Origin of the sequence: Jiangella sp. DSM 45060 (assembly GCF_900105175.1) — a bacterium.
GTDB lineage: Bacteria > Actinomycetota > Actinomycetes > Jiangellales > Jiangellaceae > Jiangella.
In genome coordinates this window covers 5,531,784-5,558,555 of sequence record NZ_LT629771.1, presented here as the reverse complement: position 1 = coordinate 5,558,555, position 26,772 = coordinate 5,531,784, and the positions used below count along the sequence as shown (strand labels likewise).

At 72.5% G+C, this 26,772-nt stretch carries 31 protein-coding genes, 1 tRNA gene and 1 pseudogene; 22 read left to right on the top strand and 11 right to left on the bottom strand.

The window, feature by feature from the left end; all coding sequences use genetic code 11:
• Together BLU82_RS24730 and BLU82_RS24725 are read left to right on the top strand one after the other, a co-directional pair.
• Positions 1 to 552: a 2'-5' RNA ligase family protein gene (locus BLU82_RS24730; protein WP_069112533.1), complete on the top strand. Its 552-nt coding sequence runs from the start codon at positions 1 to 3 to the stop codon at positions 550 to 552.
• Positions 549 to 1,574, top strand: a complete 1,026-nt coding sequence (locus BLU82_RS24725; protein WP_092623650.1) for a YihY/virulence factor BrkB family protein — start codon at positions 549 to 551, stop codon at positions 1,572 to 1,574. Before BLU82_RS24730 ends, BLU82_RS24725 begins: the two co-directional genes overlap by 4 nt.
• Here the strand turns inward: BLU82_RS24725 and BLU82_RS24720 are convergent.
• Together BLU82_RS24720 and BLU82_RS24715 are read right to left on the bottom strand one after the other, a co-directional pair.
• Complete coding sequence (locus tag BLU82_RS24720) at positions 1,559 to 2,827, bottom strand: D-alanyl-D-alanine carboxypeptidase family protein (protein WP_092623649.1); 1,269 nt, start codon at positions 2,825 to 2,827, stop codon at positions 1,559 to 1,561. The genes BLU82_RS24725 and BLU82_RS24720 overlap by 16 nt on opposite strands.
• A 16-nt stretch (positions 2,828 to 2,843) precedes the next feature.
• On the bottom strand, positions 2,844 to 3,344 hold the full coding sequence (locus BLU82_RS24715; protein WP_092623648.1) for a MarR family winged helix-turn-helix transcriptional regulator: 501 nt from the start codon (positions 3,342 to 3,344) through the stop codon (positions 2,844 to 2,846).
• An 88-nt stretch (positions 3,345 to 3,432) separates the two neighbouring features.
• Between BLU82_RS24715 and BLU82_RS24710 the strand changes: the two genes are divergently transcribed.
• Complete coding sequence (locus tag BLU82_RS24710) at positions 3,433 to 4,191, top strand: methyltransferase domain-containing protein (protein WP_092623647.1); 759 nt, start codon at positions 3,433 to 3,435, stop codon at positions 4,189 to 4,191.
• A 172-nt stretch (positions 4,192 to 4,363) separates the two neighbouring features.
• A complete protein-coding gene (locus BLU82_RS24705) occupies positions 4,364 to 5,083 on the top strand; it encodes a hypothetical protein (protein ID WP_157741245.1) in 720 nt (239 codons plus the stop codon).
• 3 nt (positions 5,084 to 5,086) lie between these two features.
• On the opposite strand, the gene BLU82_RS24700 is transcribed toward BLU82_RS24705, so the two are convergent.
• Positions 5,087 to 5,683 carry a TetR/AcrR family transcriptional regulator gene (locus BLU82_RS24700; RefSeq protein ID WP_172885796.1) on the bottom strand — a complete coding sequence of 199 codons (597 nt, stop codon included), beginning with the start codon at positions 5,681 to 5,683 and terminating at the stop codon, positions 5,087 to 5,089.
• Positions 5,684 to 5,768: 85 nt separating this feature from the next.
• The gene (locus BLU82_RS24695) at positions 5,769 to 6,767 is read right to left on the bottom strand and encodes an acyl-CoA desaturase (protein WP_092623644.1); all 999 of its coding nucleotides are present in this window, start codon (positions 6,765 to 6,767) and stop codon (positions 5,769 to 5,771) included.
• 169 nt (positions 6,768 to 6,936) lie between these two features.
• Here BLU82_RS24695 and BLU82_RS24690 point away from each other — a divergent pair, with 169 nt between their 5' ends.
• From BLU82_RS24690 to BLU82_RS24660, 7 genes are all read left to right on the top strand, one after another.
• Positions 6,937 to 7,776, top strand: coding sequence for a hypothetical protein (locus BLU82_RS24690; protein ID WP_197682441.1), 840 nt, complete (start codon positions 6,937 to 6,939; stop codon positions 7,774 to 7,776).
• A 42-nt stretch (positions 7,777 to 7,818) separates the two neighbouring features.
• Positions 7,819 to 7,889 (top strand) — tRNA-Gln (locus tag BLU82_RS24685).
• A gap of 105 nt (positions 7,890 to 7,994) precedes the next feature.
• On the top strand, positions 7,995 to 9,446 hold the full coding sequence (gene glmU, locus BLU82_RS24680) for a bifunctional UDP-N-acetylglucosamine diphosphorylase/glucosamine-1-phosphate N-acetyltransferase GlmU (RefSeq protein WP_092623643.1): 1,452 nt from the start codon (positions 7,995 to 7,997) through the stop codon (positions 9,444 to 9,446).
• On the top strand, positions 9,443 to 10,423 hold the full coding sequence (locus BLU82_RS24675; RefSeq protein ID WP_092623642.1) for a ribose-phosphate diphosphokinase: 981 nt from the start codon (positions 9,443 to 9,445) through the stop codon (positions 10,421 to 10,423). Before glmU ends, BLU82_RS24675 begins: the two co-directional genes overlap by 4 nt.
• Before the next feature lie 187 nt (positions 10,424 to 10,610).
• Entirely contained in the window at positions 10,611 to 11,258 is a 648-nt protein-coding gene (locus BLU82_RS24670; RefSeq protein ID WP_092623641.1) for a 50S ribosomal protein L25/general stress protein Ctc, read from the top strand.
• A gap of 31 nt (positions 11,259 to 11,289) precedes the next feature.
• Positions 11,290 to 11,871 (top strand): aminoacyl-tRNA hydrolase, encoded by a 582-nt coding sequence (gene pth, locus BLU82_RS24665; protein WP_069112546.1) that lies wholly within the window; start codon positions 11,290 to 11,292, stop codon positions 11,869 to 11,871.
• A 130-nt stretch (positions 11,872 to 12,001) separates the two neighbouring features.
• Positions 12,002 to 13,516 carry an exopolysaccharide biosynthesis polyprenyl glycosylphosphotransferase gene (locus tag BLU82_RS24660; protein WP_092623640.1) on the top strand — a complete coding sequence of 505 codons (1,515 nt, stop codon included), beginning with the start codon at positions 12,002 to 12,004 and terminating at the stop codon, positions 13,514 to 13,516.
• On the opposite strand, the gene BLU82_RS36435 is transcribed toward BLU82_RS24660, so the two are convergent.
• Together BLU82_RS36435 and BLU82_RS24655 are read right to left on the bottom strand one after the other, a co-directional pair.
• Complete coding sequence (locus BLU82_RS36435; RefSeq protein ID WP_370246334.1) at positions 13,510 to 13,899, bottom strand: nuclear transport factor 2 family protein; 390 nt, start codon at positions 13,897 to 13,899, stop codon at positions 13,510 to 13,512. The two genes, BLU82_RS24660 and BLU82_RS36435, sit on opposite strands and share 7 nt — an antisense overlap.
• A pseudogene (locus tag BLU82_RS24655) lies at positions 13,900 to 14,766 on the bottom strand (NAD(P)H-binding protein); the annotation flags it as partial.
• A 194-nt stretch (positions 14,767 to 14,960) separates the two neighbouring features.
• Here BLU82_RS24655 and soxR point away from each other — a divergent pair.
• From soxR to BLU82_RS24615, 10 genes are all read left to right on the top strand, one after another.
• Entirely contained in the window at positions 14,961 to 15,332 is a 372-nt protein-coding gene (soxR, locus tag BLU82_RS24650; protein WP_092623638.1) for a redox-sensitive transcriptional activator SoxR, read from the top strand.
• A 99-nt stretch (positions 15,333 to 15,431) separates the two neighbouring features.
• The gene (locus BLU82_RS24645) at positions 15,432 to 16,190 is read left to right on the top strand and encodes a 3'(2'),5'-bisphosphate nucleotidase CysQ (protein ID WP_092623637.1); all 759 of its coding nucleotides are present in this window, start codon (positions 15,432 to 15,434) and stop codon (positions 16,188 to 16,190) included.
• The gene (gene cysD / locus BLU82_RS24640) at positions 16,187 to 17,095 is read left to right on the top strand and encodes a sulfate adenylyltransferase subunit CysD (RefSeq protein WP_092623636.1); all 909 of its coding nucleotides are present in this window, start codon (positions 16,187 to 16,189) and stop codon (positions 17,093 to 17,095) included. The genes BLU82_RS24645 and cysD overlap by 4 nt, the downstream gene beginning before the upstream one ends.
• Position 17,096: 1 nt before the next feature.
• Entirely contained in the window at positions 17,097 to 18,347 is a 1,251-nt protein-coding gene (gene cysN, locus BLU82_RS24635) for a sulfate adenylyltransferase subunit CysN (RefSeq protein ID WP_092623635.1), read from the top strand.
• A 46-nt stretch (positions 18,348 to 18,393) separates the two neighbouring features.
• Positions 18,394 to 18,657: a PqqD family protein gene (locus tag BLU82_RS24630; protein ID WP_092623634.1), complete on the top strand. Its 264-nt coding sequence runs from the start codon at positions 18,394 to 18,396 to the stop codon at positions 18,655 to 18,657.
• A gap of 73 nt (positions 18,658 to 18,730) precedes the next feature.
• On the top strand, positions 18,731 to 18,865 hold the full coding sequence (locus BLU82_RS34430) for a lasso RiPP family leader peptide-containing protein (RefSeq protein ID WP_157741244.1): 135 nt from the start codon (positions 18,731 to 18,733) through the stop codon (positions 18,863 to 18,865).
• Positions 18,866 to 19,041: 176 nt separating this feature from the next.
• Entirely contained in the window at positions 19,042 to 19,185 is a 144-nt protein-coding gene (locus BLU82_RS34425; RefSeq protein WP_141711665.1) for a lasso RiPP family leader peptide-containing protein, read from the top strand.
• Between the two features lie 110 nt (positions 19,186 to 19,295).
• Positions 19,296 to 20,483 carry an asparagine synthase-related protein gene (locus tag BLU82_RS24625; protein WP_092623633.1) on the top strand — a complete coding sequence of 396 codons (1,188 nt, stop codon included), beginning with the start codon at positions 19,296 to 19,298 and terminating at the stop codon, positions 20,481 to 20,483.
• Positions 20,480 to 20,935, top strand: a complete 456-nt coding sequence (locus BLU82_RS24620; RefSeq protein ID WP_092623632.1) for a lasso peptide biosynthesis B2 protein — start codon at positions 20,480 to 20,482, stop codon at positions 20,933 to 20,935. The genes BLU82_RS24625 and BLU82_RS24620 overlap by 4 nt, the downstream gene beginning before the upstream one ends.
• Entirely contained in the window at positions 20,932 to 21,927 is a 996-nt protein-coding gene (locus tag BLU82_RS24615; protein ID WP_092623631.1) for a hypothetical protein, read from the top strand. The genes BLU82_RS24620 and BLU82_RS24615 overlap by 4 nt, the downstream gene beginning before the upstream one ends.
• Positions 21,928 to 21,977: 50 nt before the next feature.
• Here the strand turns inward: BLU82_RS24615 and BLU82_RS24610 are convergent, their stop codons facing one another.
• Positions 21,978 to 22,397: a hypothetical protein gene (locus tag BLU82_RS24610; RefSeq protein WP_092623630.1), complete on the bottom strand. Its 420-nt coding sequence runs from the start codon at positions 22,395 to 22,397 to the stop codon at positions 21,978 to 21,980.
• 80 nt (positions 22,398 to 22,477) lie between these two features.
• Positions 22,478 to 23,161, bottom strand: a complete 684-nt coding sequence (locus BLU82_RS24605; RefSeq protein ID WP_092623629.1) for a GH25 family lysozyme — start codon at positions 23,159 to 23,161, stop codon at positions 22,478 to 22,480.
• A 69-nt stretch (positions 23,162 to 23,230) separates the two neighbouring features.
• On the opposite strand from BLU82_RS24605, the gene BLU82_RS24600 reads away from it, so the two are divergent.
• Positions 23,231 to 24,016, top strand: coding sequence for a class I SAM-dependent methyltransferase (locus BLU82_RS24600; protein ID WP_092623628.1), 786 nt, complete (start codon positions 23,231 to 23,233; stop codon positions 24,014 to 24,016).
• Positions 24,017 to 24,494: 478 nt separating this feature from the next.
• On the opposite strand, the gene trxA is transcribed toward BLU82_RS24600, so the two are convergent.
• From trxA to BLU82_RS24585, 3 genes are read right to left on the bottom strand one after another with little or no spacing between them, the layout of a single operon-like run.
• The gene (trxA, locus tag BLU82_RS24595) at positions 24,495 to 24,818 is read right to left on the bottom strand and encodes a thioredoxin (RefSeq protein ID WP_092623627.1); all 324 of its coding nucleotides are present in this window, start codon (positions 24,816 to 24,818) and stop codon (positions 24,495 to 24,497) included.
• Positions 24,815 to 25,186, bottom strand: a complete 372-nt coding sequence (locus BLU82_RS24590; protein ID WP_053207306.1) for a MerR family transcriptional regulator — start codon at positions 25,184 to 25,186, stop codon at positions 24,815 to 24,817. Before BLU82_RS24590 ends, trxA begins: the two co-directional genes overlap by 4 nt.
• Before the next feature lie 28 nt (positions 25,187 to 25,214).
• The gene (locus tag BLU82_RS24585) at positions 25,215 to 26,381 is read right to left on the bottom strand and encodes an ROK family transcriptional regulator (RefSeq protein WP_092623626.1); all 1,167 of its coding nucleotides are present in this window, start codon (positions 26,379 to 26,381) and stop codon (positions 25,215 to 25,217) included.
• Positions 26,382 to 26,772: the final 391 nt, after the last annotated feature.

Here is a 26,772-nt window from a genome sequence, read left to right as displayed (position 1 = left end):
GTGACAGACGCCCCCCGGCCCGCCGGCCAGACGATCGGCCTGGCCGTCCCGATCCCGGAGCCCTACGGCCGCGAGCTGCAGGACTGGCGCCGCTCGTTCGGCGACCCGCTGGCCGACGCCATCCCGGCGCACATCACGCTGCTGCCGCCGACGGCCATCGCCGACGCCGACCGCGCCGGCGTGTACGAGCACCTCGACAAGGTGGCCGCGCGGTTCGCGCCGTTCCGCGTCCACCTGCGCGGCACGGCGACGTTCCTGCCGGTGTCGCCGGTGGTGTTCGTGGCGCTCGCGCAGGGCATCTCGGCGTGCGAGCGGCTGTCCGGGGCCATCCGCACGGGCCCGCTCGACATCGAGCTGTCGTTCCCGTACCACCCGCACGTCACCGTCGCCCACCACGTGTCCGAGGAGGCGATGGACAACGCCTTCGACACCCTCGCCGGCTACGACGCCGGCTTTGACGTCGCGGCGTTCAGCCTCTACGAGCACGGCGACGACGGCTACTGGCGGCGCGAGCGGGACTTCGTCCTGACGGGAGAGGCAGCGCGCGTGTGATCGCTCGGCTCCGCGCCATCTGGGAACGGCTGCAGCGGACGCTGCCGCTTCGCGCCTGGAAGCGCTACGGCGACCTGCGCGGGAACCGGCTGGCCGGAGCGTCCAGTTTCTACGGGTTCGTCTCACTGTTCCCGCTGCTGGTGCTGTCCGCCGCGATCGTCAGCGCCATCGCCGGCCCGTCCGGCGTCGAGACGGTGCAGGAGATCGTCGACGACAACCTCCCGGGCCTGAAGATCGACGTCGCGACGTTCCACCGCAACGCCGGGACCGTCGGGGTGATCGGCGCCGCGGTGCTGCTGTTCACCGGGCTCGGCTGGGTCGACTCCGTCCGCGCGGCGGTCCGCTCCATGTGGGGGCTGGACGACCAGCCCGGCAACATCGTCGTGCGCAAGGGCCTCGACATCGTGTCGCTGGCCGGGCTCGGTGTGCTGATCCTGGTGTCGTCCGGCGCCAGCGTCGTCCTCGTCTCCTACGCCGGCGACGTGCTCGACTGGCTCGGGTTCGGCAGCGGCTGGATGCTCCGGCTGGTCACCGGCCTGATCTCGGTGGGCGGCAGCATGGCGCTGTTCGCCTACATGCTGTCCGGCCTGCCGCGCATCGTGGTCCCGGTGCGCAATCTCGCGGTCGTGTCGCTGTTCAGCGCCGTCGTCTTCGAGATCCTCAAGCAGTTCCTCGTCCAGTACGTCGTCGGCACGGCGACGCAGAGCTCGTACGCGGCGTTCGCGGCGCCGCTGGCCCTGCTGGCCTGGATCTACCTGGTGACCCGCCTGCTCATGGTCGCGGCGGCGCTGACGGCCGAGAGCGCCATCGACGAACTCGAGGAGGACGAGCGCGCCCAGGCGGCGCCGGAGCGCCAGGTGGCCGCCGCTCCCGTCGACGTGCTCTCGCCGGGCCAGGTCCGCGCCACGGAGGTCGCCGCGGGCGCCGTGCTCGGTGCGGTGGGCGTGGCGGTCGTGCTGACCGCGGCCCGGGCCGCCCGCACGGTGCGCTTCGCGTTCCGCCGCGGTCAGCGCGACGAGTAGCGGCCGGACGACTTCGGGCGGCGGCGCCGCAGCGCGAAGCCGAGGCCGCCGGCGAGCGCCGCGGCGGCGAGGCTGAGCCAGACCACCGGCGGCACGTCGTCGGAGCTGCCGCCGGGGCTGCTCAGCGCGTCGCCGTAGTCCTGGAGCGGGTTGCGGCCGAGGATGTCGCCGTCGTCGGCGGCCTCGGTGACCATGGCCTCGACCTCGTCGGGCGCGACGAGGTGGCCGACGGCCGGGGTCTCGGGCGTGGCGTAGGCCCAGTCGAACAGCGCGGCGGCGGCGTCCTCGGCGCGGCCCTCGGCGCCGAGGACCGTGACGATGAGGGTGCGGCCGTCGCGCTCGACCGCGCCGACGAAGGTGTGGCCGGCCAGCGTCGTGTAGCCGGTCTTCAGGCCGATGGCGCCGTCGTAGGAACCGAGCAGGCGGTTCTGGTTCTGGATCTGGAACGTGGCGCCGTCGGCGTCGGGGAAGTCGTAGACGGGCGTGGCGGCCAGCTCGGCGATGGTGGCGTCGCCGAGGGCTTCGCGGCCGATCAGCGCGAGGTCGTACGCCGACGAGAGCTGGCCGGGGGAGTCGAGGCCGTGCGGCGTGATGGCCTTGGTGTCGAACGCGCCGAGCCGGCGGGCCTCGTCGTTCATCTTGTCGACGGTGAGGTCCTGGCCGCCGGCCGCCTCGGCGATGGCGTGCGCGGCGTCGTTGCCGGACGCGAGGATCAGGCCGTGCAGCAGTTGGTCGACGGTGTAGGTCTGGGCGGCGACGATGCCGACGCGGCTGCCCTCGACCGACGCGTCGGCCTCGGTGGCGACGTAGGTCTCGTCGGGCTCGAGCGCGGTGTCGGTGGCCAGCGCCGTCAGCAGCTTGATGGTGCTGGCCGGCGGACGGCGCTCGTGTGGGCTGTAGGCGGCCAGCACGTCGCCGGTCTCGGTGTCGGCGACCAGCCAGGCTTGGGCGTCGAGGACGGGCAGCGGCGGCGCCGTGGGCGACACCAGCGCGACGCCGGTGGCGGCCAGCTCCTCGCCGCCGACGACCTCGTCGACGGGGGAGTCGGCCGGCGGCTCGAGGACGGTGGGCGACGGCGTGACGGGCAGCGCGGGCGTCTCGCTGCCCGCGGGCGTCTCGACCGGAGCCTCGGCGCGGGCCGGCAGCAGGGCGCCGGTGCCGAGCACGACGAGCGCCGCCACCGGCACGATCCAGACGCGGCGGCTGCGGGGAGAGCGCAGTACGGGGCCCATGGTCGAGGTCAGACTAACCATTGCGCGACGCGATCGGTCAGCTCGGTGCGTCGTCGAACGGCAGGACGAGCGTGCGCAGGAGGCCGGAGAGCTGGTCGCGCTCGTCGGCGCCGAGCCCGGCCAGCAGCCGCCGCTCGTTCGCCAGCAGCCCCTCCAGCGCGGCGTCGACGGACTTCTTGCCGAACTCGGTGAGCCGGACCCGCACGGCGCGGCGGTCGTCCTCGTCGCGGCGCCGGCTGACCAGTCCGCGGGCGGTCAGCTTGTCGACCCGCGCCGTCATGGTGCCGCTGGTGACCAGCGTCTGGCCGAGCAGGGCGCCCGGCGACAGCTCGTACGGCTCGCCGGTCTTGCGCAGCGCGGCGAGCACGTCGAACTCCCACGGTTCCAGCCCGTGCTCGGCGAACGCGGCGCGCCGCTCGCGGTCGAGATGCCGGGCCAGCCGGCTGACGCGGGACAGCACCTCCATGGGGCTGACGTCGAGGTCGGGCCGCTCGTGCCGCCACGCCTCGGTCAGCCGGTCGACCTCGTCCTGCGCCATGGTCCGACTCTACGGCCTCCGCCAAGTTTCTTGACGTCGAGAGAGTGGTCTGATTTATCTTGGTCTCAAGATGATGAGAGGTGGAGCGATGTGGGATCCGGACCGCTACCTGACCTTCGCCGCGCAGCGGGCGCGGCCGTTCGCCGACCTGCTGGCGCAGGTGCGGGCCACGGACGTGACAGAGGTCGCGGACCTCGGCTGCGGGCCGGGCACGCTCACCGCCGACCTCGCGCGGCACTGGCCGGGCGCGCATGTCGTCGGCGTCGACTCCTCCGCGGAGATGATCGCCGCGACCCCCGCCGACCCGCCCGCCGGGGTCGAGTTCCTCCACGCCGACCTGCGCGACTGGGCGCCGCGGCGCCCCGTCGACGTGCTGATCAGCAACGCGACGCTGCAGTGGGTGCCCAGGCATCTCGACCTGCTGCCGCGGCTGGCCGGGCACGTCGTGGACGGCGGCTGGCTCGCCTTCCAGATCCCTGGCAACTTCGCCGAGCCCGCGCACGTCCTGCTGCGCGAACTGGCCGCCGGTGAACGGTGGCCGATGCTGCACGACCTCGAGCGGCCGTCCGCGCACGAGCCCGCGACGTACCTCGACGCGCTGCTCGACCTCGGGTTCGCCGCCGACGTCTGGGAGACGACGTACATCCAGCTGCTGCCGGGCGACGACGCCGTGCTGGAGTGGATGAGCGGGACCGGGCTGCGTCCGTACCTCGCCGCGCTCGACGACGCCGGCCGCGAGGTCTTCGTCGCCGAGTACCGCGAGCTGCTGCGCGCCGCCTACCCGCCCGGCCGGCACGGAACCGTGCTGCCGTACCGGCGCATCTTCGCCGTCGGCCACCGAGGGTAGGGCTGTCCCCCTGCGCAGGGCGAAGCTGATCGCGCTGCGGCACCTGCACCACGTCGGTGCGCCGCTGCGAAGCCACACACAGTGACGCCGACCGGCCCAAACGGCACCGCATCGGCACGAGTTCCGGCAAATCGCCACGCAGAGTGATCGTCAGGCGCTACCTTTTTTCCTCGTGGGGGGACACAAACGAGCGCCCAGCGGCGCCGCTCAGGCGCTGCGCCACGTCCGCCGGCACACCCTGCGGTTCGTGGCGCTCGCCGCGCTCACCGTCCCGGTCGTCGCCGTCGTGGCGGGCCAGGGTGAGCCGGCGATCTTCGGGCGCAACCGGACGCCGGATATCTCGGAGGGGCAGAATCCGGAGCTCCGCGGCTCGGGCGAGTCCACGGGCACACCGACGTCGCCGGCAGCACCATCGGCGTCGGCCACCCCGGCACCCCAGCCGACGGCGGGCCGGCCCGACGCGGCCGGCCCGCCGCCGGACCTCGGTTCCGCCCCGTCGGCCGGTGGGGGCGCCGGTGTGCCGCCGGGCGACGACGATGACGACGACGTGCCCGCGGGGACGTCCACGGACGACCGTCCTGACGACCCGGACGGCCCCGACGGCGACACCGGCACCGACCGGCCGTCGCCGCCGCCGGAGGGCGAGACGCACGAGCCGCAGCCGTCGCCGTCGTCGACACCCCGGCCGCCGAGCCACGAGCCGACGCCGACCTCGACGCCGTCGGTGCAGCCGACCACCCCGCCGCAGCCGCCCGAGCCGAAGCCGACGCCGACCCAGGAGCCACCTGAACCGCCGGAGACGCCGAAGCCGTCGACGTCGCCGCCGGACGAGGGCGACGGTGGCGGCTCGCTGATCTGCCTCGACGTGCTGGGGATCGAGATCTGCCTGTGAGCGTCAGCCGTCGGTGAGGCGCGGCTTGTGCTCCAGCCCGGACAGCCCGTTCCACGCGAGGTTGACCAGGTGCGCCGCGACGTCGGCCTTCTTCGGCGAGCGCACATCCAGCCACCACTGGCCGGTCAGCGCGACCATGCCGACCAGCATCTGCGCGTACATGGGCGCGTGCTTCGTGGCGATGCCGCGCGCCTTGAACTGCGCGGCCAGGATGTGCTCGACCTGGCTGGCGGCGTCGGAGATGAGGCTGGCGAACCCGCCGGTCGAGTGCGCGACCGGGGAGTCGCGGACCAGGATGCGGAAGCCGTCGGTGGACATCTCGATGTAGTCGAGCAGCGCCAGCGCGGCCCGCTCGAGGATGACCCGCGGGTGCGCGGGCGTCGCGAGCGCCGTCGTGATGCGGTCGAGCAGCAGCTCCATCTCGCGGTCGACGACGACGGCGTACAGCCCTTCCTTGCCGCCGAAGTGTTCATAGACCACCGGCTTGGAGACGCCGGCCCGGGCCGCGATCTCCTCGATGGACGTGCCGTCGTAGCCGCGCTCCGCGAACAGCGCGCGGCCCACGTCGAGCAGCTGCTCGCGGCGCTGCTTGCCGGTCATGCGGACTCTGCTGGGCGTGGCGCGCGGCCTCGTCGCGACGTCGTCGGTCACGCGACCCATCATGCTCCGGTGTCGCGACAGAAGCTCACTCCGCGATGAGGTTGGCTTCGCCGCCGTAGTCGTCGACGCGCTTGGACTGGATGCGTTCCGGGCTCGGCCAGCGCACGTCCCAGACCCAGCCGGCCTTCTCCATGGCCCAGATGACGCGGGCGCTGGAGTCGATCTGGCCCTTGAGCACGCCGTGCCGCGCGCAGGTCGGGTCGGCGTGGTGCAGGTTGTGCCACGACTCGCCCATCGACAGGAACGCCAGCCACCACACGTTGCCCGACTTGTCGCGGCTCTCGAACGGCCGCTCGCCGATGGCGTGGCAGATCGAGTTGATCGACCACGTGACGTGGTGCAGCAGGCCGATGCGGACCAGCGTGGCCCAGAAGAACGCCGTCAGCGCGCCGTGCCACGACCACGTCGCCAGCCCGCCGATGACCGGCGGCAGCAGCAGCGACAGCGCGACCCACAGCGGGAACAGCTTGCTGATGCGGCGGATGTCGTCGTCCTTGATGAGGTCCGGCGCGAACTTGCGCGCGTCGGTCTGCTCGACGTCGAACAGCCAGCCCATGTGGGCGAAGAACATCCCCTTGATCAGCGCCGGCACCGTCTCGCCGTAGCGCCACGGCGAGTGCGGGTCGCCGTCCTTGTCGGCGAACTTGTGGTGCCGGCGGTGATCGGCCACCCAGCGGATGACCGGCCCCTCGACGGCCATGCTGCCCGCGATGGCGAGCGTGTTCTTCACCGCGCGGTTCGCCTTGAAGGCGCGGTGGGTGAAGTGCCGGTGGAAGCCGACGGTGACCCCGTGGCCGGTGAACGCGTAGAAGGCCACCGCGAGCACGACGTCGAGCCAGCTCAGATAGCCGCCCATCCACGCCACGGGGATGGCGGCCACGAGCGCGACGAACGGGACGGCGATGAACACGCCGATCGTGATGCGTTCGCCGAGCGTCTGCGTATCGCCCGACAAGGTGCCGCGAGGAAGCTCGCTCGGCGCCGGCGCGGACTGCTGGCTGTTCGCCGTGTCGGTGGAAGCCATGGGGGTCTCCTGTGTAAGGGGAACCTTCCTTACGGAACCGTAACCTACGATCCCGTAGGTCGTATACCCCGAATCTCCCGATGTGCACGGCTTCGCCTGAACTGAGTTATCCACAGGGTGGCGGCTGGACGACTTGATGACTATCGGTAGCAATGTAAAGCTATGGTCCATGATCGAACGCCTCGTGGACGACACCGAACTGGCCGCGCGCGTGCACGCCATGCGCACCGATGGGAAGACCTACGTCGAGATCAAGTCCGAGCTGGGAATCGGCGCCAGCACGATCAGCCGCATTCTGGGCGTGTACGGGAAGGGACGGGCGCGGCCTCGGGTGACCGACGAGTTGCGCGGGCGCGCGCGAGCGTTGCGCACTGACGGCAAGTCGGTCCCGGAGATCGCCCAGGAACTGGGGATGGCCAAGAGCACGGTCTGGCTGATCACCAAGGACATCCCATGGACGCTGACCGAGGATCGTGCGGAGAGCCGGGCGGCGGCCGCTCGTGCCGGTTGGCGCGATAGGAAGGCGCAGACCGCCGTCGAACGGGATCGCATCACCAGCGGCATCCTGGAATCGTTCGGCGAGCTGACCGACCGTGAGCTGCTGATCGCCGGCGCTGTGGCCTACTGGGCCGAAGGGACGAAGTCGAAGCCCTGGCAGACGCGTGAGCTGCTGAACTTCATCAACAGTGACCCCGACATGATCCGTCTCTTCCTGCGCTGGCTCGACCTTCTCGGCGTCGACCCGGCCCGGCGCAAGTACCGCGTCAACATCCACGAGTCCGCTGACGTAGCGGCGGCCACGGCGCACTGGGCTGAGGTCGTGGGTGTGTCGGTCGAACGGTTCGCCCGGGCAACGCTCAAGAAGCACAACCCTAAGACGGTGCGGAAGAACACCGGTGTGGAATATCAGGGCTGCCTCGTCATCACGGTGGCCAAGAGTGCGCCCGAGTACCGGATGATGGACGGACTCTGGTCTGCGGTGGCGGGGGCGGTGCGATCGAGGCGATAACGTAGAACAATGCGCGCGGCCGTGTGACAGCCGCGCCATCTTTCCGCCGTGGTGTAATGGCAGCACGGGTGACTTTGACTCACTCTGTCCAGGTTCGAGTCCTGGCGGCGGAGCGTGGTTCGAATCCCGGATCGGGTCGCTGATCGAGTTCTCGTCGGCCCGGCCGGACAGGTACCCTCGGTATCGAGCCCGCCACCGAAGCCGAGGAGCACGAACGCGTGACTACGCGCCCGGCCGCCGTCGTCGTTCTCGCCGCTGGCGAGGGCACGCGGATGAAGTCGTCCACCCCGAAGGTCCTGCACGAAGTGGCCGGCCGCAGCCTCGTCGGGCATGCCGTCGCCGCGGCGCAGGAGTTGAAGCCCGACCACCTGAGCGTCGTCATCGGGCACGGCCGTGATCTCGTCGCCGCGCACCTGGCCGAGGCCGCGCCGGGCGTCACCACGGCCGTCCAGGAGCAGCAGCTCGGCACCGGCCACGCCGTCGGCGTCGCGCTCGAGACGCTGCCCGAGCTCGACGGCGTCGTGGTGGTCACCTACGGCGACGTGCCGCTGCTGACCGGCGACACCCTGCACGAGCTGGTCGAGCAGCACGTGGCCGACGGCAACGCGGCCACCGTGCTCACCGCGCACGTCGCCGACCCCACCGGGTACGGCCGCATCGTGCGCGAGGCAGACGGCGGGGTGCGGGCCATCGTCGAGCACAAGGATGCCGACGAGGCGACGCTGGCGATCACCGAGATCAACTCCGGCATCTACGTCTTCGACGCCGCGGTGCTGCGCGCCGGGCTGGGCCGCATCACCACGCAGAACGCGCAGGGCGAGCTGTACCTCACCGACGTGCTCGGGCTGGCGCGCCAGGACGGCCGCCGCGTCGGTGCCGTCGTCACCGGCGACGCCTGGCAGACCGAGGGCGTCAACGACCGCGTCCAGCTGGCCGCCATGAACCGCGAGTTCAACCGCCGCGTCACCGAGAAGTGGATGCGCTCCGGCGTCACCATGATCGACCCCGCCACGACGTTCATCGACGTCACCGTCGTGCTCGAACGCGACGTCGTGCTGCGGCCGGGCGTGCAGCTGCGCGGGCGCACCGAGATCGCCGCCGGCGCCGAGGTCGGCCCCGACTCCACGCTCATCGACACCGTCGTCGGGCCGGGCGCCAGCGTCGTGCGGGTGCACGCCGACGGCGCCCAGATCGGCGCCGAGGCCGCGGTGGGCCCGTTCACCTACCTGCGGCCGGGCGCCGTGCTGGAGGCGAAGGCGAAGGCCGGCGCGTACGTCGAGATCAAGAAGTCGACGGTCGGCCCCGGCGCCAAGGTGCCGCACCTGACGTACGTCGGCGACGCCACCATCGGCGAGGGCGCGAACATCGGCGCCGGCACGATCTTCGCCAACTACGACGGCGTCGCGAAGCACCCGACCACGGTCGGCAAGCACGTGTTCGTCGGCAGCGACTCCGTGCTCGTCGCGCCGGTCGAGCTGGCCGACGGCAGCTACGTCGCGGCCGGGTCGACGGTCGTGTCGGCGACGGAGCCGGGCGAGCTGGCCGTCGCGCGCGGCCGGCAGCGCAACATCGCGGGCTGGGTGGCGCGCAAGCGTCCCGGCACCAAGACCGCCGCCGCGGCCGAGGCCGCCGGTGACACCACGGGGACGAACGAGGGGGACGAGCCGTGACGGGGATCCGCGCCACCGGCACCAAGACGCTCATGCTGTTCGGGGGGCGCGCGCACCCCGAGCTGAACGAGGAGGTCGCCGAGCACCTGGGCGTCCGCCTGGTGCCGAGCAAGACCTTCAACTTCGCCAACGGCGAGATCTACGTGCGGTTCGAAGAGAGCGTGCGCGGCAGCGACGCGTTCGTCATCCAGAGCCACACCGCTCCGATCAACGAGTGGATCATGGAGCAGCTGATCATGGTCGACGCGCTCAAGCGGGCGTCGGCCAAGCAGATCACCGTGGTCATGCCGTTCTACGGGTACGCCCGGCAGGACAAGAAGCACCGCGGCCGCGAGCCCATCTCGGCCCGCCTGGTCGCCGACATGTTCAAGACCGCAGGCGCCGACCGCCTGATGGCCGTCGACCTGCACACCGCGCAGATCCAGGGCTTCTTCGACGGCCCGGTCGACCACCTGTGGGCGCTGCCGATCCTGGCCGGCCACGTGCAGGAGAACTACGCGCCCGAGAACATGACGGTGGTGTCTCCCGACGCCGGCCGGGTACGGGTGGCCGACGTCTGGGCCGACCGCCTGGGCACGCCGCTGGCGATCATCCACAAGCGGCGCAACCCCGACGTCGCCAACGAGGTGAAGGTGCACGAGGTCGTCGGCGACGTCGAGGGCCGCACCTGTCTGCTGGTCGACGACATGATCGACACCGCCGGCACCATCACCCAGGCCGCCGAGGCGCTGATGGAGGCCGGCGCCGAGGGCGTCCTCGTCGCGGCCACGCACGCCGTGCTGTCCGGCCCGGCGGTCGATCGGCTGAAGAACTCGGCCGGTGTCAAGGAAGTCATCGTCACCAACACGCTGCCGATCCCGCAGGAGCGCCGGTTCGACAAGCTGACGGTGCTGTCCATCGCGCCGCTGATCGCCCGCGCGATTCACGAGGTGTTCGAAGAGGGTTCGGTCACCAGCCTCTTCAACGGCAACGCGTAGCCGCTCGGGGAGGTTCGGGGCCGGTTTCACATCGGGGCTGCTCCGGGGCTAGACTTCGAGGGTTGCCTCGGCGAGGGTGCAGTGTCTGCTGCCACCGTGATCGACGCGGTGCGCAGTCGGTGCGCGCCCTTGCCCGAGCCCGACGTGCCGCTGACCGCCCACCGTGCATTCTCGAGGAGTCCTCACCGTGTCCGACGTCAAGATCGCCGCCGAGCTGCGTACCGAGTTCGGCAAGGGCGCCGCGCGCCGCCTCCGCCGCGCCGCCAAGGTTCCCGCGGTCCTCTACGGTCACGGGACCGACCCCGTCCACCTGGCGCTGCCGGGTCACGACACCATGCTCGCGCTGAAGACCGCCAACGTGCTGCTCACCCTCGACATCGAGGGCCGGGGCAGCGAGCTGGCGCTGCCGAAGCACGTCCAGCGCGACCCCCTCAAGGGCTTCATCGAGCACGTCGATCTCCTGCTGGTCAAGCGCGGCGAGAAGGTCACCGTCGAGGTGGCGGTCCACGTCACGGGCGACGCCGCGCCGGGCACGCTGGTCAACCTCGACCAGCCGACGGTCGCCATCGAGGCCGAGGCCACCCACCTGCCCGAGGGCATCGAGGTCTCCGTCGAGGGCCTCGAGGAGGGCACCCAGATCCTCGCCAAGGACCTCCAGCTGGCGCAGGGCTCCGTGCTGGCCGGCGACCCCGAGCAGCTGGTCGTCAACGTCACCGCCGCCCCGACCGCCGAGCAGCTCGAGGGCGAGACCGAGGAGGGCGAGGCCGCCGAGGGCGAGGCCGCCGAGGCCGCCGCCGAGGAGGCTCCGGCCGAGGCGCCTGCCGACGAGTCCTGAGTTCACGTCCGCCGGGCCGGGGAGCCTGCCGATGTCCGACGCGTGGTTGGTGGTCGGGCTGGGCAACCCCGGCCCGACGTATGCCGGCACCCGGCACAACGCCGGGGCCATGGTGGTCGACCTGCTCGCCGAGCGGGCCGGCGCGCCGCTGAAATCGCAGCGCAAGTTCCGGGCCGACGTCGCCGAGGTGCGCCTCGGCGACCTACCCGGCTCGCGCGCCGTGCTGGCCAAGCCGCACACGTACATGAACGAGTCCGGCGGGCCGGTGGCGCTGCTGGCCGACTTCTACAAGATCACCCCCGACCGCCTGCTGGTCGTGCACGACGAACTGGATCTCCCGTTCGGCACGGTGCGGTTGAAGCTCGGCGGGGGTGACAACGGTCACAACGGGCTGCGGTCCGTGCGCGCCCGCATCGGCACCGGAGACTACTGCCGGCTGCGCTTCGGCATCGGCCGTCCGCCCGGGCGCATGGACCCCGCCGCGTTCGTCCTCAAGCCGTTCTCCACTGTTGAGAAGCGTGAGATCGACCTCGAGGTCGACCGCGCCGCCGACGCCGCCGAGGCGGTCGTCGTCGACGGCCTGACCTACGCGCAGAACCACTACAACGGCTGAGCCGACCCGGACCACTCGTCCGAAATCGGCGCATTCGACTGGTCCCCTTCGACCCTTGCGCGTATAGTCCGTCCCAGTTTCGTCGGCTTGAAAACGGGCCGGCGGGGGGTATCGGAGCCTTGGGGGGGCCATGGCTACGGTCGATCTGTCGTCGGCTGGTGCGCGCACACGTTCGCGGAGAGCTACGTCCGAATTCGACGGACGCGGTCCGCAGGCGCCGTCGGCGACCCGTCCTTTTCGCTACCGCCGCGTCACCGCGGCCGGTGACCTGCTGACCGGAGCCGTCGCGGCCGTCGTCGCCGTGCTGCTCTCGTGGTCACGCCCGGACGCCGCGGCGGCGCTCGCGGCCATGGCGGTCGCGTGGCCGCTGGTGCTGACGGTGAAGACGGGCCGGGCGGACCGGCTGTTCGGGGTCAAGAACACCTACAGCGACGTGCTGCGGGCGCTGACCGCGGTGGTCGCCGTGCTGGCCGTGGCCGGCGCGGTGCTCTCGATCCGGCTGCTGGGCACGCCGTTCCTGGCCGCCGCGGCGATTCTGGCCGGCGGCTCGATCACGGTGCGGCTGCTGGTGCGGCGCAAGCTGCGCCGGCTGCGCACGCTCGGCCGCGCGACCCGGCGGACGCTGCTGGTCGGGCCGGCGAGCGGCGTCGTCGCCACCATGGACCGCTTCGCCCGCGACGGCGAGCACCCGCTGTCCGTGGTCGCGGCCTGCGTCGAGGACGACGGGACGCAGCCGCCGGCCGCGGTGCCGGTGGTCGGCACGATCGTCCGCGGCATCCCGGGCCACGACGACGTCCTGCGTGACGAGGAGATCGTGCACGCGGTGCGGCTGGCCGCCCAGCGGGTGCGGGCCCGCACGGTGTGCGTCACACCCGGTTCGGAGTTCTCCGGCGACCGCCTGCGCGCGCTGAGCTGGATGCTCGGCGACATCGGCATCGACCTCGTCACCGACCTCGGCCTGTCCGACGTCGCCGAGCACCGCATGGGGCTGGGCAGCATGGGCTCGAGCGTGCTGCTGCACGTCAAGCAGGTCCGCCCGACCGGGCTGCGGCTGGCCGCGAAGGTGGCCACCGACCGCGTGCTGGCGGCGCTGATGCTGCTGCTGCTCGCGCCGCTGCTGCTGACCATCGGGCTCGCGGTGAGGCTCACCGACTCGGGCCCGGCGATCTACCGGCAGGTGCGGGTGGGCCGCGACGGCCTGTACTTCACCATGATGAAGTTCCGGACGATGTACGTCGACGCCGACCAGCGTCGCGCGGAGCTGCTGGACGCCGCCGACGGCGACGGGCCCATGTTCAAGATGCGCCACGACCCGCGCATCACGCGCATCGGCCGGCTGCTGCGCAAGTACTCGCTCGATGAGCTGCCGCAGCTGATCAACGTGCTGCGCGGCGACATGTCGCTGGTCGGGCCCCGGCCGGCGCTGCCCGAGGAGGTCGCGACGTACGACGGCACCGCCCGGCGCCGGCTGGCCGCGATCCCCGGCATGACCGGGCTGTGGCAGGTGAGCGGCCGGTCCAACCTCACCTGGAGCGAGACGGTGCGGCTGGACCTGCGCTACGTCGACAACTGGTCCTACGGCGACGACGTCCGGCTGCTCGGCCGCACGGCCGGGGCCGTGGTGCGCAGCACCGGCGCCTACTGAACCGCCTGCGGGGCGTCGTAGTAGAAGACCTCCTCGCGGACGATCCGGCCGTCGGCGACGGTGTAGAGCGACAGCTTCGTGGTGCTGGTCCGGGCGCCGGTCGGGGTGTGCGTCTGGTCGAACCGGAAGCGGACGGCGAACCGGCCGGTGGCCAGGAACGGCCCGTCGACGTCGACGGCATGGATCTCGACGTCGGCGAGCAGCCGGTCGGCGTTCCCGACGACCTCCGCCATGCCGCGCCGTTCGACCGGTTCGCCGCGGGTCTCCATCGGCGCGACCCGCACGAGATCGGGGCTCATCAGGGCGTCCAGCGCGTCCAGCCGGCCGGCCCGCATGAGCGCGACGTACTGGTCCGCGAGCGACCGGACGCCGGCCGCGGGCAGGAAGTCCGCGGCGTGCTCGGCGGCCCAGTCGCGGAACCGGCGGGCCGGGCGTCCGGTGATCTGCTCGACGGTGTCCAGCACCGGCTCCGGCTGGTCGACCAGCGTCGCCCAGTACGCCATCCCGGCCGCCGCGAACTCGGCGTCGCCGAACCGCTCGGTGAACTCGGCCAGGGCCTCGTCCGGTGGCTGCTCGTCCCAGCGCACCGGCCGGCCGATCGCCTCGCCGATCAGCCGGGCCTGCTCGGCCTGCGTGATCGTCTCCGGGCCGGTGAGGACGTGGGCGACGCCGGCGTGCCGGCCCGGGTCGGTGAGCGCGGCGACGGCGGCGTCGGCGAGGTCGCGCTCGTGGACGAGTGACCGCCCGGCCTCGCCGTACGGCGCCCTGATCACGCCGGTGTGCGCCTGCGTGGCCCAGTCCAGCGCATTGGTGGCGAACCCGCCGGGGCGCAGCATCGTCCAGCTCACCCCGGACCGGCGCAGTGCGTCCTCGACGGCGCCCCAGATGCCGTTCTCCGCGACGGGCCGGTCGTCGCTGACGTTCTGCGCGGACAGGTAGACGACGTGCCGGGGTGCGGCGGCCAGCGCGGCCGCGACCTCCGGAAGGTGGTCCGGTGCGAAGGACGGCCAGAGCAGGAAGACGCGGCCGACGCCGGCCAGTGCTGGGGGCAGCGTCTCCGGCCGGGTCAGGTCGCCGGCGACGACGTCCACGCCGACCGGCATCGCCGCGCGGGCGCGCTCGGGGTCGCGGGCCAGCGCCCGCACCGGCAGGCCGCGCCCGGCCAGCGTCCGGACCACGTGGCGGCCGACGTTGCCGGTGGCGCCGATGACGAGGGTGAGGGAGTTCGTGGTGTCGCTCGTGGTGTCCATGTCCCCAGGCTCAGACTTAAACCTTGGTTCGGGTCAAGTTAGGGTGGACCGGTGAGCGCTATCGGTTCTCGTCCGTCGCTGTCGGTGTCGGCTCGTAGAGTGGGGTCCCGCCCCTCGGGGCGGGGTCCGCCCCCGGCGTCGCGGCCGATGGCGGCCCGGGTGGTCGTGGCCCGGGCAGCGGCGGGCCGGGCGAACTGACCATCGGCGAGCTGGTCGGGCGCAGCGGCGTCCCGGCCTCCACGCTGCGCTACTACGAGCGGCACGGCCTGCTGCGCAGCCGCCGGACCACCGGCAACCAGCGGCGCTACGACGAGGCGATGCTGCGGCAGGTGGCGTTCATCCGGGCGTCGCAGCGGGTCGGCATCTCGCTGGCCGACATCGGCGAGGTGTTGGAGTTCCTGCCCGAGGGCGGCGCCCCGACGCCGGAGTTCTGGGCCCGGGCGGCGCGGTGCTGGGGCCAGGCGATCGACGAGCGCATCGCCGCGCTGGAGCGGCGGCGCGAGGTCTTCAGCGCGTGCGCGGACTGCGGGTGCCTGGCGTTCGGCGAGTGCGCCCTGGTGGCGTGACCGGATACTGGACGCTACGTCTCGGATAATGGGCGAGTGCGTGATTCCGGGCGGGATCACCCTAGGCTGGGTCGTTCGAGACCGGCTTCGAGGAGTTCCGTGGCATCGTCTGACGCGATCCTGGCCGCCCGCCTCGCCACCGAGGCGGGCGCGCTGCTGCTCGCGCTGCGCCACGACCACCACCCGTCCGCCGGCGCTCAGGCGCTGCGCGACGCCGGGGACGCGGCGGCGCACCGGTTCCTCGTCGCCGCGCTGGGCGAGCAGCGTCCCGCCGACGCCGTCCTCAGCGAGGAGGCGCCCGACACCGCCGAGCGGCTCGACGCCCGGCGGGTCTGGATCGTCGACCCGCTCGACGGCACGCGCGAGTTCGGCGACGGCCGCGACGACTGGGCCGTGCACGTGGCGCTCTGGCAGGACGGCGAGCTGGCCGCCGGCGCCGTCGCACTGCCCGGCCTCGGCGCCACGCTGACCAGCGACCCCGCCGCCGTCGTCCCGCCTCGCCCGGCCCACGCCTCGCCGCGCCTCGCCGTCAGCCGCAGCCGTCCGCCCGCCGCCGCCCAGCGCGCCGCGGCCGCCCTCGATGCCGAGCTGGTGCCCATGGGCTCGGCCGGGTTCAAGGTCGCCGCCGTCGTGCGCGGCGAGGCCGACGCGTACGTCCACGCCGGCGGCCAGTACGAGTGGGACTCCGCCGCGCCGGTGGGCGTCGCGCGGGCCGCGGGCCTGCACGCCAGCCGCCTCGACGGCTCGCCGCTGCGCTACAACGAGGCCGACCCGTACCTCCCCGACCTGCTCGTCGCCCGCCCGGAGCTCGCCGACGCGCTCCTGGCCGCCGTCGCCGAACCCGTGAGGTCCGCATGACGATCCACGAGTACCAGCTCTCGCAGCTCGACTTCCTCGAGGCCGAGGCGGTGCACATCTTCCGCGAGGTCGCCGCCGAGCTGGAGCGCCCGGTGCTGCTGTTCTCCGGCGGCAAGGACTCCATCGTCATGCTCCGGCTGGCAGAGAAGGCGTTCTGGCCGGCCCCGATGCCGTTCCCCGTCATGCACGTCGACACCGGGCACAACTTCCCCGAGGTGCTGGAGTTCCGCGACCGCCGCGTCGCCGAGCTGGGCGTCAACCTCGTCGTCGCGTCGGTGCCCGACGCCATCGAGCGCGGGCTGGTGGCCGAGGAGCCGAACGGCTCGCGCAACCGCATCCAGACGCCGGTGCTGCTCGAGGCGGTCGAGAAGCACCGGTTCACCGCGCTGTTCGGCGGCGCCCGCCGCGACGAGGAGAAGGCGCGGGCCAAGGAGCGGGTGTTCTCCTTCCGCGACGACTTCGGCCAGTGGGACCCGAAGAACCAGCGCCCGGAGCTGTGGAACCTGTACAACGGCCGCATCCATCTGGGCGAGAGCATCCGGGTGTTCCCGCTGTCGAACTGGACCGAGCTCGACGTCTGGCACTACATCCAGCGCGAGGAGATCGCCGTCCCGTCGATCTACTACGCGCACGAGCGCGAGGTGTTCGAGCGCGACGGCATGCTGTTCGCGAACAACGAGTTCTGCCGCCCGCGCGAGGGCGAGCCGACGTTCGCCGCGACGGTCCGCTACCGCACCGTCGGCGACGCGTCGCTGACTGCCGCGGTGCGCTCCGACGCCGACACCGTCGAGAAGGTGATCGAGGAGGTCGCCGCCACCCGGCTCACCGAGCGCGGCGCCACCCGCGGCGACGACCGCGTCAGCGAGGCCGCGATGGAGGACCGGAAGAAGGAAGGCTACTTCTGAGATGGATTTGCTCAGGTTCGCCACCGCCGGCTCCGTCGACGACGGCAAGAGCACGCTGATCGGGCGGCTGCTGTTCGACTCGAAGGCGATCTTCACCGACCAGCTCGAGAGCGTCGAACGCGCCAGCCAGCAACGCGGCGACGAGTACACCGACCTCTCGCTGCTCACCGACGGCCTGCGCGCCGAGCGTGAGCAGGGCATCACCATCGACGTGGCGTACCGCTACTTCGCCACGCCGCGGCGCAAGTTCATCATCGCCGACACCCCGGGGCACATCCAGTACACCCGGAACATGGTCACCGGCGCCTCGACGGCCGATCTGGCGATCGTGCTGGTCGACGCGCGGAAGGGGATGGTCGAGCAGAGCCGGCGGCACGCCTTCCTGGTGTCGCTGCTGCGGGTGCCGCACCTCGTGCTCGCGGTGAACAAGATGGACCTCGTCGACTGGTCGCAAGAGGTGTTCGAGGGCATCGAGAAGGAGTTCTCCTCGTTCGCGACCAAGCTCGACGTCCCCGACCTCACCGTCGTCCCGATCTCCGCGCTGCACGGCGACAACATCGTCAGCCGGTCGCCGAACATGCCGTGGTACGAGGGCCCGTCGCTGCTGCACCACCTCGAGCACGTGCACATCGCCAGCGACCGCAACCTCGTCGACGTCCGGTTCCCGGTGCAGTACGTCATCCGGCCGCAGTCGCTGCAGCGCACCGACTACCGCGCCTACGCGGGGCAGGTCGCCGGCGGCGTGCTCAAGGCCGGCGACGAGGTCATGGTGCTGCCCAGTGGGTTCACCACCCGCATCGCCGGCATCGACACCGCCGACGGCCCGGTGGGCGAGGCGTTCGCGCCGATGTCGGTGACGGTCCGGCTCGAGGACGAGATCGACATCTCCCGCGGTGACATGATCTGCCGTCCGCACAACCAGCCGGCGGTCGCACAGGACATCGACGCAATGGTCTGCTGGATGGCCGAGACGCCGCTGGCGCCCGGGCAGAAGCTGGCGATCAAGCACACGACGCGGTCGGCGCGGGCGCTGGTGAAGGAGCTGCAGTACCGCCTCGACGTCAACTCGCTGCACCGCGACGACACCGCCACGCACCTCGGTCTCAACGACATCGGCCGCGTGCGGCTGCGCACCACCGTGCCGTTGCTCGCCGACGAGTACCGCCGCAACCGGCAGACCGGCGGCTTCATCCTCATCGACGAAGCCACCAACCGCACGGTCGGCGCCGGCATGATCACCTCGGCGAGCTGAGCAAGGGTGCGCTACAGTTCGCCGTAGCAGGATTCTTTGGGGGCCGATGAAACTGCGCACCAATAGCGTCAGCTGGCGCGAGATCGACGGCGAGACGGTCATTCTGGACCTCTCGTCGTCCACCTACTTGAAGACCAACGCCGCCGGCTCGACCATCATGCGGCTGCTGGCCGAGGAACGCACCACCGCGGAACTCGCCGACGGCCTCGTCGAGGAGTACGGCATTCCGGCCGACCAAGCCACGGCCGACACCGAGACCTTCATCGCGATGCTGCGCGAGCGGAACCTTCTCGACACCGCCGATTCCTAGTCTCCGTTCCGGCGGCGTCTGCCGCTGGTCCGGCAGTTCCATCCATCCGCAGAAAACGAAAGTGGGGGCTCTGATGGCGTACGAAGCGCCGACGCTCGAGGAGATCGGCACGGTCCGTGAGTTGACGCTCGCCGCGAGCGGTCGCGGCCGATCCGACCAGGTCCAGTGGTTCCGCTACGACAACGACCCCGGTGGCGTGCTGTCCTGACACTCCGGTCGGCCGGACGTACCGGGCGGAAAGCGGTTGACCGAGGAAATAGCCACAAATACCTCCGACAACGCCATTCTGCCGGTACGATCTCGGTCTGGTAGAAGGCGGTGCATTGGTGGATGCGCTGCCGTTAACGCCTCCGCAGTGGGGCTTTCGAGAAGGGGGGCACGGCCATGGCATACCAGCCACCCGTGTTGGAAGAGGTCGGATCCGTGCGTGAGTTGACGCTCGCGCAGGGCGGCCAGGGCTCGTCGGACCAGTTCCTCTGGTTCAAGTGGGGGAACGACAAGCCGCCGGGCGGTGGCGGCCTCTCCTGACGCCGTCAACCAGGGGCACGGCGGAGTCGTCCGGTCATCGGTGACTCCGCCGTGTCTCCCTCGTGGTGTCGGGAGAGCATCGCGTGAATCCACATTCCGCCGCAGCGCGAATGGACGCCGGTTCGGCACAATCCACGCCGCGCTATTTCCGTCTTTCCTCGTTCGAGATCGCCACGTCCTGGGTGCACGGCTCGTTGCCCGCGCCGCCGCCTCCGGAGACGGCCGCGACCCCGCGCGAGGCGCTGGACGACGCCCTGCGCCCGGCGTTGCTGCGTGCGCCGTGCTTCGTCTCGTTCTCCGGCGGGCGTGACTCGTCGGCCATCCTGGCGGCCGCGACGGCGCTGGCCCGGCGCGAAGGGCACGCCGACCCCGTCCCCGTCACCGAGGTCTACCCGGACGTCCCCGACGCCGACGAGGCGGACTGGCAGCGGCTGGTCGTCGAGCACCTCGGCCTGACCGAGTGGGTGCGGCTGCCGATCCGGACCGAGAGCGACCTGCTGGGCGACGGCGCCCGGGCCAGTCTCCTGCGCCGCGGCGTGCTGTGGCCGCCGCCGTTCCACGTCAAGGACCGGCTGTTCGAGACCGTCGCGGGCGGGTCGGTCCTCACCGGTGAGGGCGGCGACGAGGTCATCGGGCCGCGCCGCGTGACCCCGGTGACGCTGCTGGTGCGCAAGCGCCGCCGGCCCCGTCCGGAGCTGCTGGCGGCGACCGCCGCCGCGCTGGCGCCGGGCCCGGTGCGCGCGTTCCGGGTGCGCCGCCAGATGAGCGGCGACGCGCAGCAGCCGTGGCTGCGTCCGGCGGTCGCTCGCCGGCACCGCCGGCTGCTCGCGGCCGACGAGGGTTCCGAGCCGCTGGCGTGGGACCGGTCGCTGTGGTGGGTGCGGCACCGCCGCGCCGTCGACGCCGTCATCGCCAACTACGCCGCGCTGGGCGCCGAGTTCGACGTCGCCGTCGGGCACCCGCTGCTCGACACCGGCTTCCTCGCCGCTCTCACGCGCTTCGGCGGCCGGTGGGGGTTCGCCGGGCGGACCGCGCTGATGCGCATCCTCTTCGCCGACGTGCTGCCCGACGAGATCCTGCGCCGGTCCAGCAAGGCCAGCTTCGACCGCGCCTACATGGGCGAGCCCACGCGCGCGTTCGCCCGCGACTGGGACGGCTCGGGCGTGGACGCCGAACTCGTCGATCCCGAGGCGCTGCGGGCCGGTTGGCTGTCCGACCGGCCGTCGACCCTGTCCGGCACGCTGCTGCAGCAGGCCTGGCTGGCCGCGCAGCCCAGCCCTCCACGAGGTGCCGAATGAGGAATCCCCTGACGTTGGTGCGGGCCGTACCGCCGCGCGAGTGGCCGTCCGTCTGGGCGGCCACCGTCATCGCCGCGACGGTCGAGGTCGGCCTGCGGGTCGCGCGGCTGCCGCGCCTGGCCGCCTGGCTGGGCGCTCCGCTGGGGTTGGAGCAGGAGTCGCCGCTGATGCCGGCCGGCGGTGCGACGGCGCGGCTGTCCGCGACCGAGCGGCGGCGGCTGCGCGCCACCTGGCGCGTGCTGCGGCACTGGCCGTTCGGCGACACCTGTCTGCGCCGCGCGCTGGTCGGCGGGCACGTGCTGCGCCGCCGGAAGCCGGTGCTGCGGGTCGGCGTCGCCAAGGTCGAGGGGCGGATCCAGGCGCACGCGTGGCTGGAGATCGACGGCGTGAGCCTGGACCCGGTCGGCGCCGCCACGTACCGGACGTTCGAGGCGTTGGGCGGGACGCGATGAGGACGGAGCGGCAGCTGCTGTACGGGCTGCGGGTGGCCTCGGAGGTCCCGCTGCACCAGGAACGCGCCGTCGCGGCGGAGGGGGAGCCGGACGTCGACATCCGGTGGGGCGACCCGGTGCCGCTGACGACGCACGCGCCGGCCGGGCGGGTGCTGGCGCACCTGGAGACCGACCAGCCGTACTACACGTTCACCCAGGTCGCCGACGGAGGCTGGCTGCTGCGGTTCTACCGGACCTGCGACTTCGTCGTCGCGCCGGACGGCCGCTCGGTGCGGGTGCACGTCGTCGAGGGGGCCGACCCGGGCATCGCCGGGATCCTGACCGCCGGTGCGCTGCTGTCGTTTCTCGTGACGATCCGCGGCGACGTCGTGCTGCACGCCAGCGCGGTGCAGATCGGCGGCGGCGCGGTGGCGTTCGTCGGCCGGTCCGGCATGGGCAAGTCGACGATGGCGACCTTGATGTGCGCGGCCGGCGGCACGCTGATCACCGACGACGTCCTCCGCCTGGACGACGACGGTGACGGGCGGCCGGTCTGCCGGCTGGGCGCGACGGAGCTGCGGCTGCGCAAGTCCGCCGCCGAGCTGGTCGAGCAGTTCGCCGTCGCACCGTCCAGCCGGCTCACCAGCGACGCCCGCGACGCGCTGAGCGTGGCGCCGTCGCGGGCCGACCGGGTGCCGCTGGCCGGGATCGTGTTCCCGCTGCCCGACCGGGAGCGCGCGTCGATCGAGCTGACCCGCATGGGCGCCATGGACGCGCTGATCACGTTGCTGCGGTTCCCGCGGCTGCTCGGCTGGACCGATCCGGAGATCCTGGACCGGCAGTTCCAGCAGGCGGGCGAGCTGGTCGAGCGGGTCCCGGTGTTCGTGGCGCACGTGCCGTGGGGCCCGCCGTTCTCGCCGGCGGTCGCGCCGGCCATCGCCGACGCCGTCGGGCTGGGGGGTGTCTCCCGGGTCTCGGCCGTAGCGAGGCGCCGCCTGGGCGTCGCGCAGTAGGCCACGGACCCGGGAGACACGCCCCGGGAACGCGGGTCGGCTGAGCGTGGTCAGCCGTGGCGGTACAGCGGTGACGCGCCCGACGTCGCGCCCGAGTGGGCGGTCGGTTCGGCCGGGGCGGCGGCCGCGGTGCCGGTGCCGGTCGCGGCGCGGTGGGCCTGGCCGAGCCAGTCGCTCACCTCGGGCTCGTCGGCCTCGCGGCCGGTCTTGCGCTCGTGGCGGGCGACCTGCTCGCGCAGGTACTCGATCTCCTCGCGGCGGGCCCGCGAGCGGTTCACCCCGGCGACGATCGCCAGGATCCCGAGCATGAGCAGCAGCCCCGCGGCGATACCCGCGGCGAAGACGCCCCAGACCGGCGAGTCGAGATCGACGTCGAACGCGCTGAGCGTGACGCTGTCACCGCCGGCGATGACGGCGACGATCACCGCTGCCGCGGCAGCGACGATGAGGATCAGTCCGAGCACGATCATGCCGGGTCCCTTCGGGTGGCAGGCGGCGTGTCAGTAGTCAACTCTTCCCGCGCCCACATCGGGGCAAACCCGGCACGTCCCTACTCGGTGTCGCGCATGATGTCGAGGTCGACCGGGCCGTCGATGCCGTCGACCCGGGCGAACGTGTTGACTTGCCAGACGTGCCAGCGGTCGTCGGTGGGGCGGCGGAAGAAGCGGTAGTCCCAGAGCCGGCGGTCCAGGCCGTCGCGGACCGGGTAGACGTCGTCCCAGTCGGGGCGGACGTAGAACAGCAGGTCGCGGCCCCAGGCACGTTCGACCAGTTGCACGAACGCGTCGACCTCGGCGGCGACCTGGTCGGCCGGCGGCCGGTCGCTGCAGTTGCCGGTCAGCTCGAGGTCGATGACCGGCGGCAGCGCGTCGTCGTCGGGCGGGGCGACGGAGAGGAAGTTCTCGGCTTGCGCGGCGCCCGGCGCGCAGAGCGTGAAGAAGTGGTACGCGCCGCGGTCGAGTCCGGCCCGTGCGGCGCCGGCCCAGTTCTCGTCGAACCACTCGTCGACCCAGCCCTGGCCCTCGCTGGCCTTGATGTAGGCGAACTGGATGCCGTCGCGGGCCACGGCGTCCCAGTCGATCTCGTCCTGGTGGGCGGAGACGTCGATGCCGTAGCGCTCGCCGTGCTCCAGCGCCGGCCGCCAGTGCGGAACGATGCCGAACCAGAGCACCGCGCCCAGGCACAGCGCCGCGGCCACCACCACCGAGACGGTGACGATGATGCGACGGCGCATATCCCGTTCCCCCCGATCCACGGCCTTCGTCCGCCACCTTAACCGGCTGAACGGACGTATCGTCAGCACATGGCGCCGGACGTATGGGCCGAGGGCGACGCCTACGAGGCGTACGTCGGCCGGTGGAGCCGCGGGGTCGCCGCGGCGTTCGTGCCGTGGCTGGATGTCCCCGGCGGCGCCCGGTGGCTCGACGTCGGGTGCGGCACCGGCGCGCTGACCGAGGCCGTGCTGACGCTGGCCGCGCCCGCCTCCGTCGTCGGCGTCGACCCGTCCGACGGGTTCCTCGGCACCGCCCGCGAGCAGGTGCCGGGCGCGACGTTCGAGCTCGGCGAGGCGACGGCGCTGCCGGTCGCCGACGGCGCCGCCGATGCCGTGATCAGCGGGCTGGTGCTGAACTTCGTCCCCAACGCGCCCGCGGCCGCGGCGGAGTTCGTCCGGGCGGCCGCGCCGGGCGCCGTCGTGGCCGCGTACGTGTGGGACTACGCCGACGGCATGCAGCTCATGCGGCACTTCTGGGCGGCCGCCGCGGACGTCGATCCTGACGGCGCCGGTCTGGACGAGGGCGTCCGGTTCCCGCTGTGCCAGCCGGAGCCGCTGGCCCACCTGTGGCTGGCGGCCGGCCTGGCCGACGTCGACGTCCGGTCCATCGAGATCCCGACGGCGTTCGCGTCGTTCGACGACTACTGGCGCCCGTTCCTCGGCGGGCAGGGCGCCGCCCCCGGCTACCTCGCCACCCTGCCGCCGTCCCAGCAGGACGCGATCCGCGACGCGGTGCGGGCGCGGCTGCCGATGGCCGCCGACGGCTCGATCGCGCTGACGGCGCGCGCCTGGGCGGTCCGCGGCCTGCGGCGCTGACCGACGCGTGCGGGTACGCCGTCGTCGTGACGGACCGGCAGCGTGAGTGCCGCGACGTCATGGACGGTGCCGACGCGGCCGACATGCTGCCGCGCGCGGCGAGGTTGTCGGTGCCCGCCCGTAGGGTGGGCCCCACCCGGGCCGGGAGGGGTCTACGTCGGCCGGGGATTTGCGCCGGCCGACGGGGCTGCGCCGGCCGACGGGGCTGCGCCGGCCGCACGAGTGCCGCGACGTCACGGGCGGTGCTGCCACGGCTCACGTGCGTCGGCGTGCTGCTGCGCGCGGCGACGTTGTCGGTGCCCGCCCGTAGGGTGGGCCCCACCCGGGCCGGGAGGGGTCTACGTCGGCCGGGGATTTGCGCCGGCCGACGGGGCTGCCCGGCCGGGAGATGCGCCGGCGGACGGGGCTGCCCGGCCGGGAGATGCGCCGGCGGACGGGGCCGCGCCGGCGCGAGGGCGTCCCAGCGGGTCTGGCGTGCTCAGCGCGACAGCGCGTCGTCCAGTTCCTTCAGCAACCGGGCCTTCGGCCGCGCCCCGACCAGCGCCTGCACCGGCTCACCGTCGACGAACAGCATGAGGGTGGGCAGCGACATGACGCGGTAGCGTGCGCCGACCTCGGGGTTCTCGTCGTTGTTGATCTTGCGGATGGCGATGGTGCCGTCGAGCTCGCCGGCCAGCTGGTCCAGCATCGGCGCGATCATGTGGCACGGCGGGCACCATTCGGCCCAGAAGTCGACCAGCACGGGGAGGTCGCTGCGCAGCACCTCGTGGTCGAACGTCTCGGTGGTGACGGTGAGCGTCATGCGTGGTCTCCCTGCTGCCGTGCTTGGGCGTCGTCGAGCTTGGCCTGGATGCCGGCGCGGATCGCCGTCAGGCGGTCGAGGTAGCCGTCGACCTCGGCGAGCTTGCGGCGGTAGGTCTCGATCGAGTCCGCGCAGGAGTCGCCGGAGGCGTGCCCGGAGCGCAGGCACTCGACGAACGGGCGGGTGTCGTCGAGGCTGAAGCCGATGTCCTGCAGTGTCTGGATCTCGGTGACCAGCCGCAGGTCGTCCTCGTCGTACTCGCGGTAGCCGTTGGGCGCGCGCTGCGCCATCAGCAGGCCCTGTGACTCGTAGAACCGCAACGCCCGGGTGGTGGTGCCGGCGCGTTGCGCGAGGTCGCCGATTCGCATGCCTCGACGGTAATCCTTGACGCTTGCGTCAAGGCAAGGGGTGCTCGGCCGCCGCCGTCGTGTAGACGTCCAGCAGGCGCCGCTCGGCGTCGGCGAGGGCGAGCCGGACGGCGCCGAGCGCGACCGCGTCGTCACCGAGCCGGGACAGCTCCAGCCGGGGCTCCACCAGCGCGCGCCGGCTCAGGTGGCGTCGCAGCCCGGCCAGGATCACGTCGCCGGCCAGTGTGATGCTGCCACCGATCACCACCAGTGCGGGGTCGATGGCGGAGACGAAGGAGGCGAGGCCGCGGGCCAGCCTGGCGCAGGCTTCGTCGACGGCCTGCAGCGCCCGCGGGTCACCGGCGGCGGCCGCGACGAGGACGGCGGCGGCGTCGGGGCTCTCGTCGCCGAGGCTGTGCGCGCGCCGCAGGATCCACGCGGTCCCGACGGCGGACTCGAGCGGCCCGAGCCCGTCGGCCTGCGTCCCCTGGGGCTCCTCCTCGAGCTCGAGGAACCCGATCTCGCCGGCCGCGCCGTGCGCACCGCGATGCAGCTGCCCGTCGACCAGCAGGGCCGCACCGATGCGGGCGCCCCACTGCACGAGGATCAGGTTCTCGGCGTCGCTGCCGCTGCCGTTCCACCGCTCGGCCATGACCGCGAGGTTGACGTCGTTCTCGACCCGCACGGGGCAGTCGAGGCGCTGGCGGATCAGGCTGCCGAGCTCCAGCGAGCTCCATCCGGGCACGGACGGAGCCTGCACGACGGCGCCGCGTTGGTCGTCGACGATGCCGGGCGTGCCGATGCCGACCGCGGCGATGTCGGGCAGCGACACCGGCACCGCGGCGAGCGCCTTGCGCATCGTCGTCTCGACCTGGTCGAGCAGTTCCGCGTGGGTGCGCGCCGCGGTGACGTCGTGGCGCGCGTGCGCGACGACGGTCCCGCTGAGGTCGGCGACGGCGCAGTAGACCTTGTGTGGCCCGACGTCGATGCCGAGGACGTGCCTGGCGTCGGCGCGGAACCTGAGCACGCGCGCGGGTCGCCCCATGCGCGGCGCGTCGATCTCGGGCGCTTCGGTCTCCTCGACCCAGCCGTCGGCCATCAGCGTCGTCACCGCCGCGGTGACCGTCGGGCGGGACAGGCCGGTCGCCCGGACGAGTTCGGTGACGCGGGCGGTGCCCGCGGCGCGGATGGCGCCGAGGACCGCCGCGCAGTTCATGAGACGTAGGACTTGAGGGCCGCTTCCATGTCCGGTTTGCGTCACTGCCACCCCTTGACACCGCCGTGCCGTACCAACATAGTGATCTTACGCTACATAGTGAGGAAAGCTTCCTTACTAAGTCTAGGCACGGTCCAACGCGAGCCACCAGGCCTGCGGCGGGACGGCCAGCGACAGCGCGGCGCGACTCCGGAGACGCGCGGCGCTGCGTCGGCTCGGGCACTCCCGACCACGCCTGCGTTCTCGCCCGACGAGCACACCCGTTGCGTTACCGACCGGCATCGGTGCCAGCGGTCGACCGCCTATGGTCCGGATGCGATCCGCGGAGTCCGGGTCACGGGGAACAGCACGCCTTCCATCAGGAAGTCATGACGGCGACCAGCGAATCAAC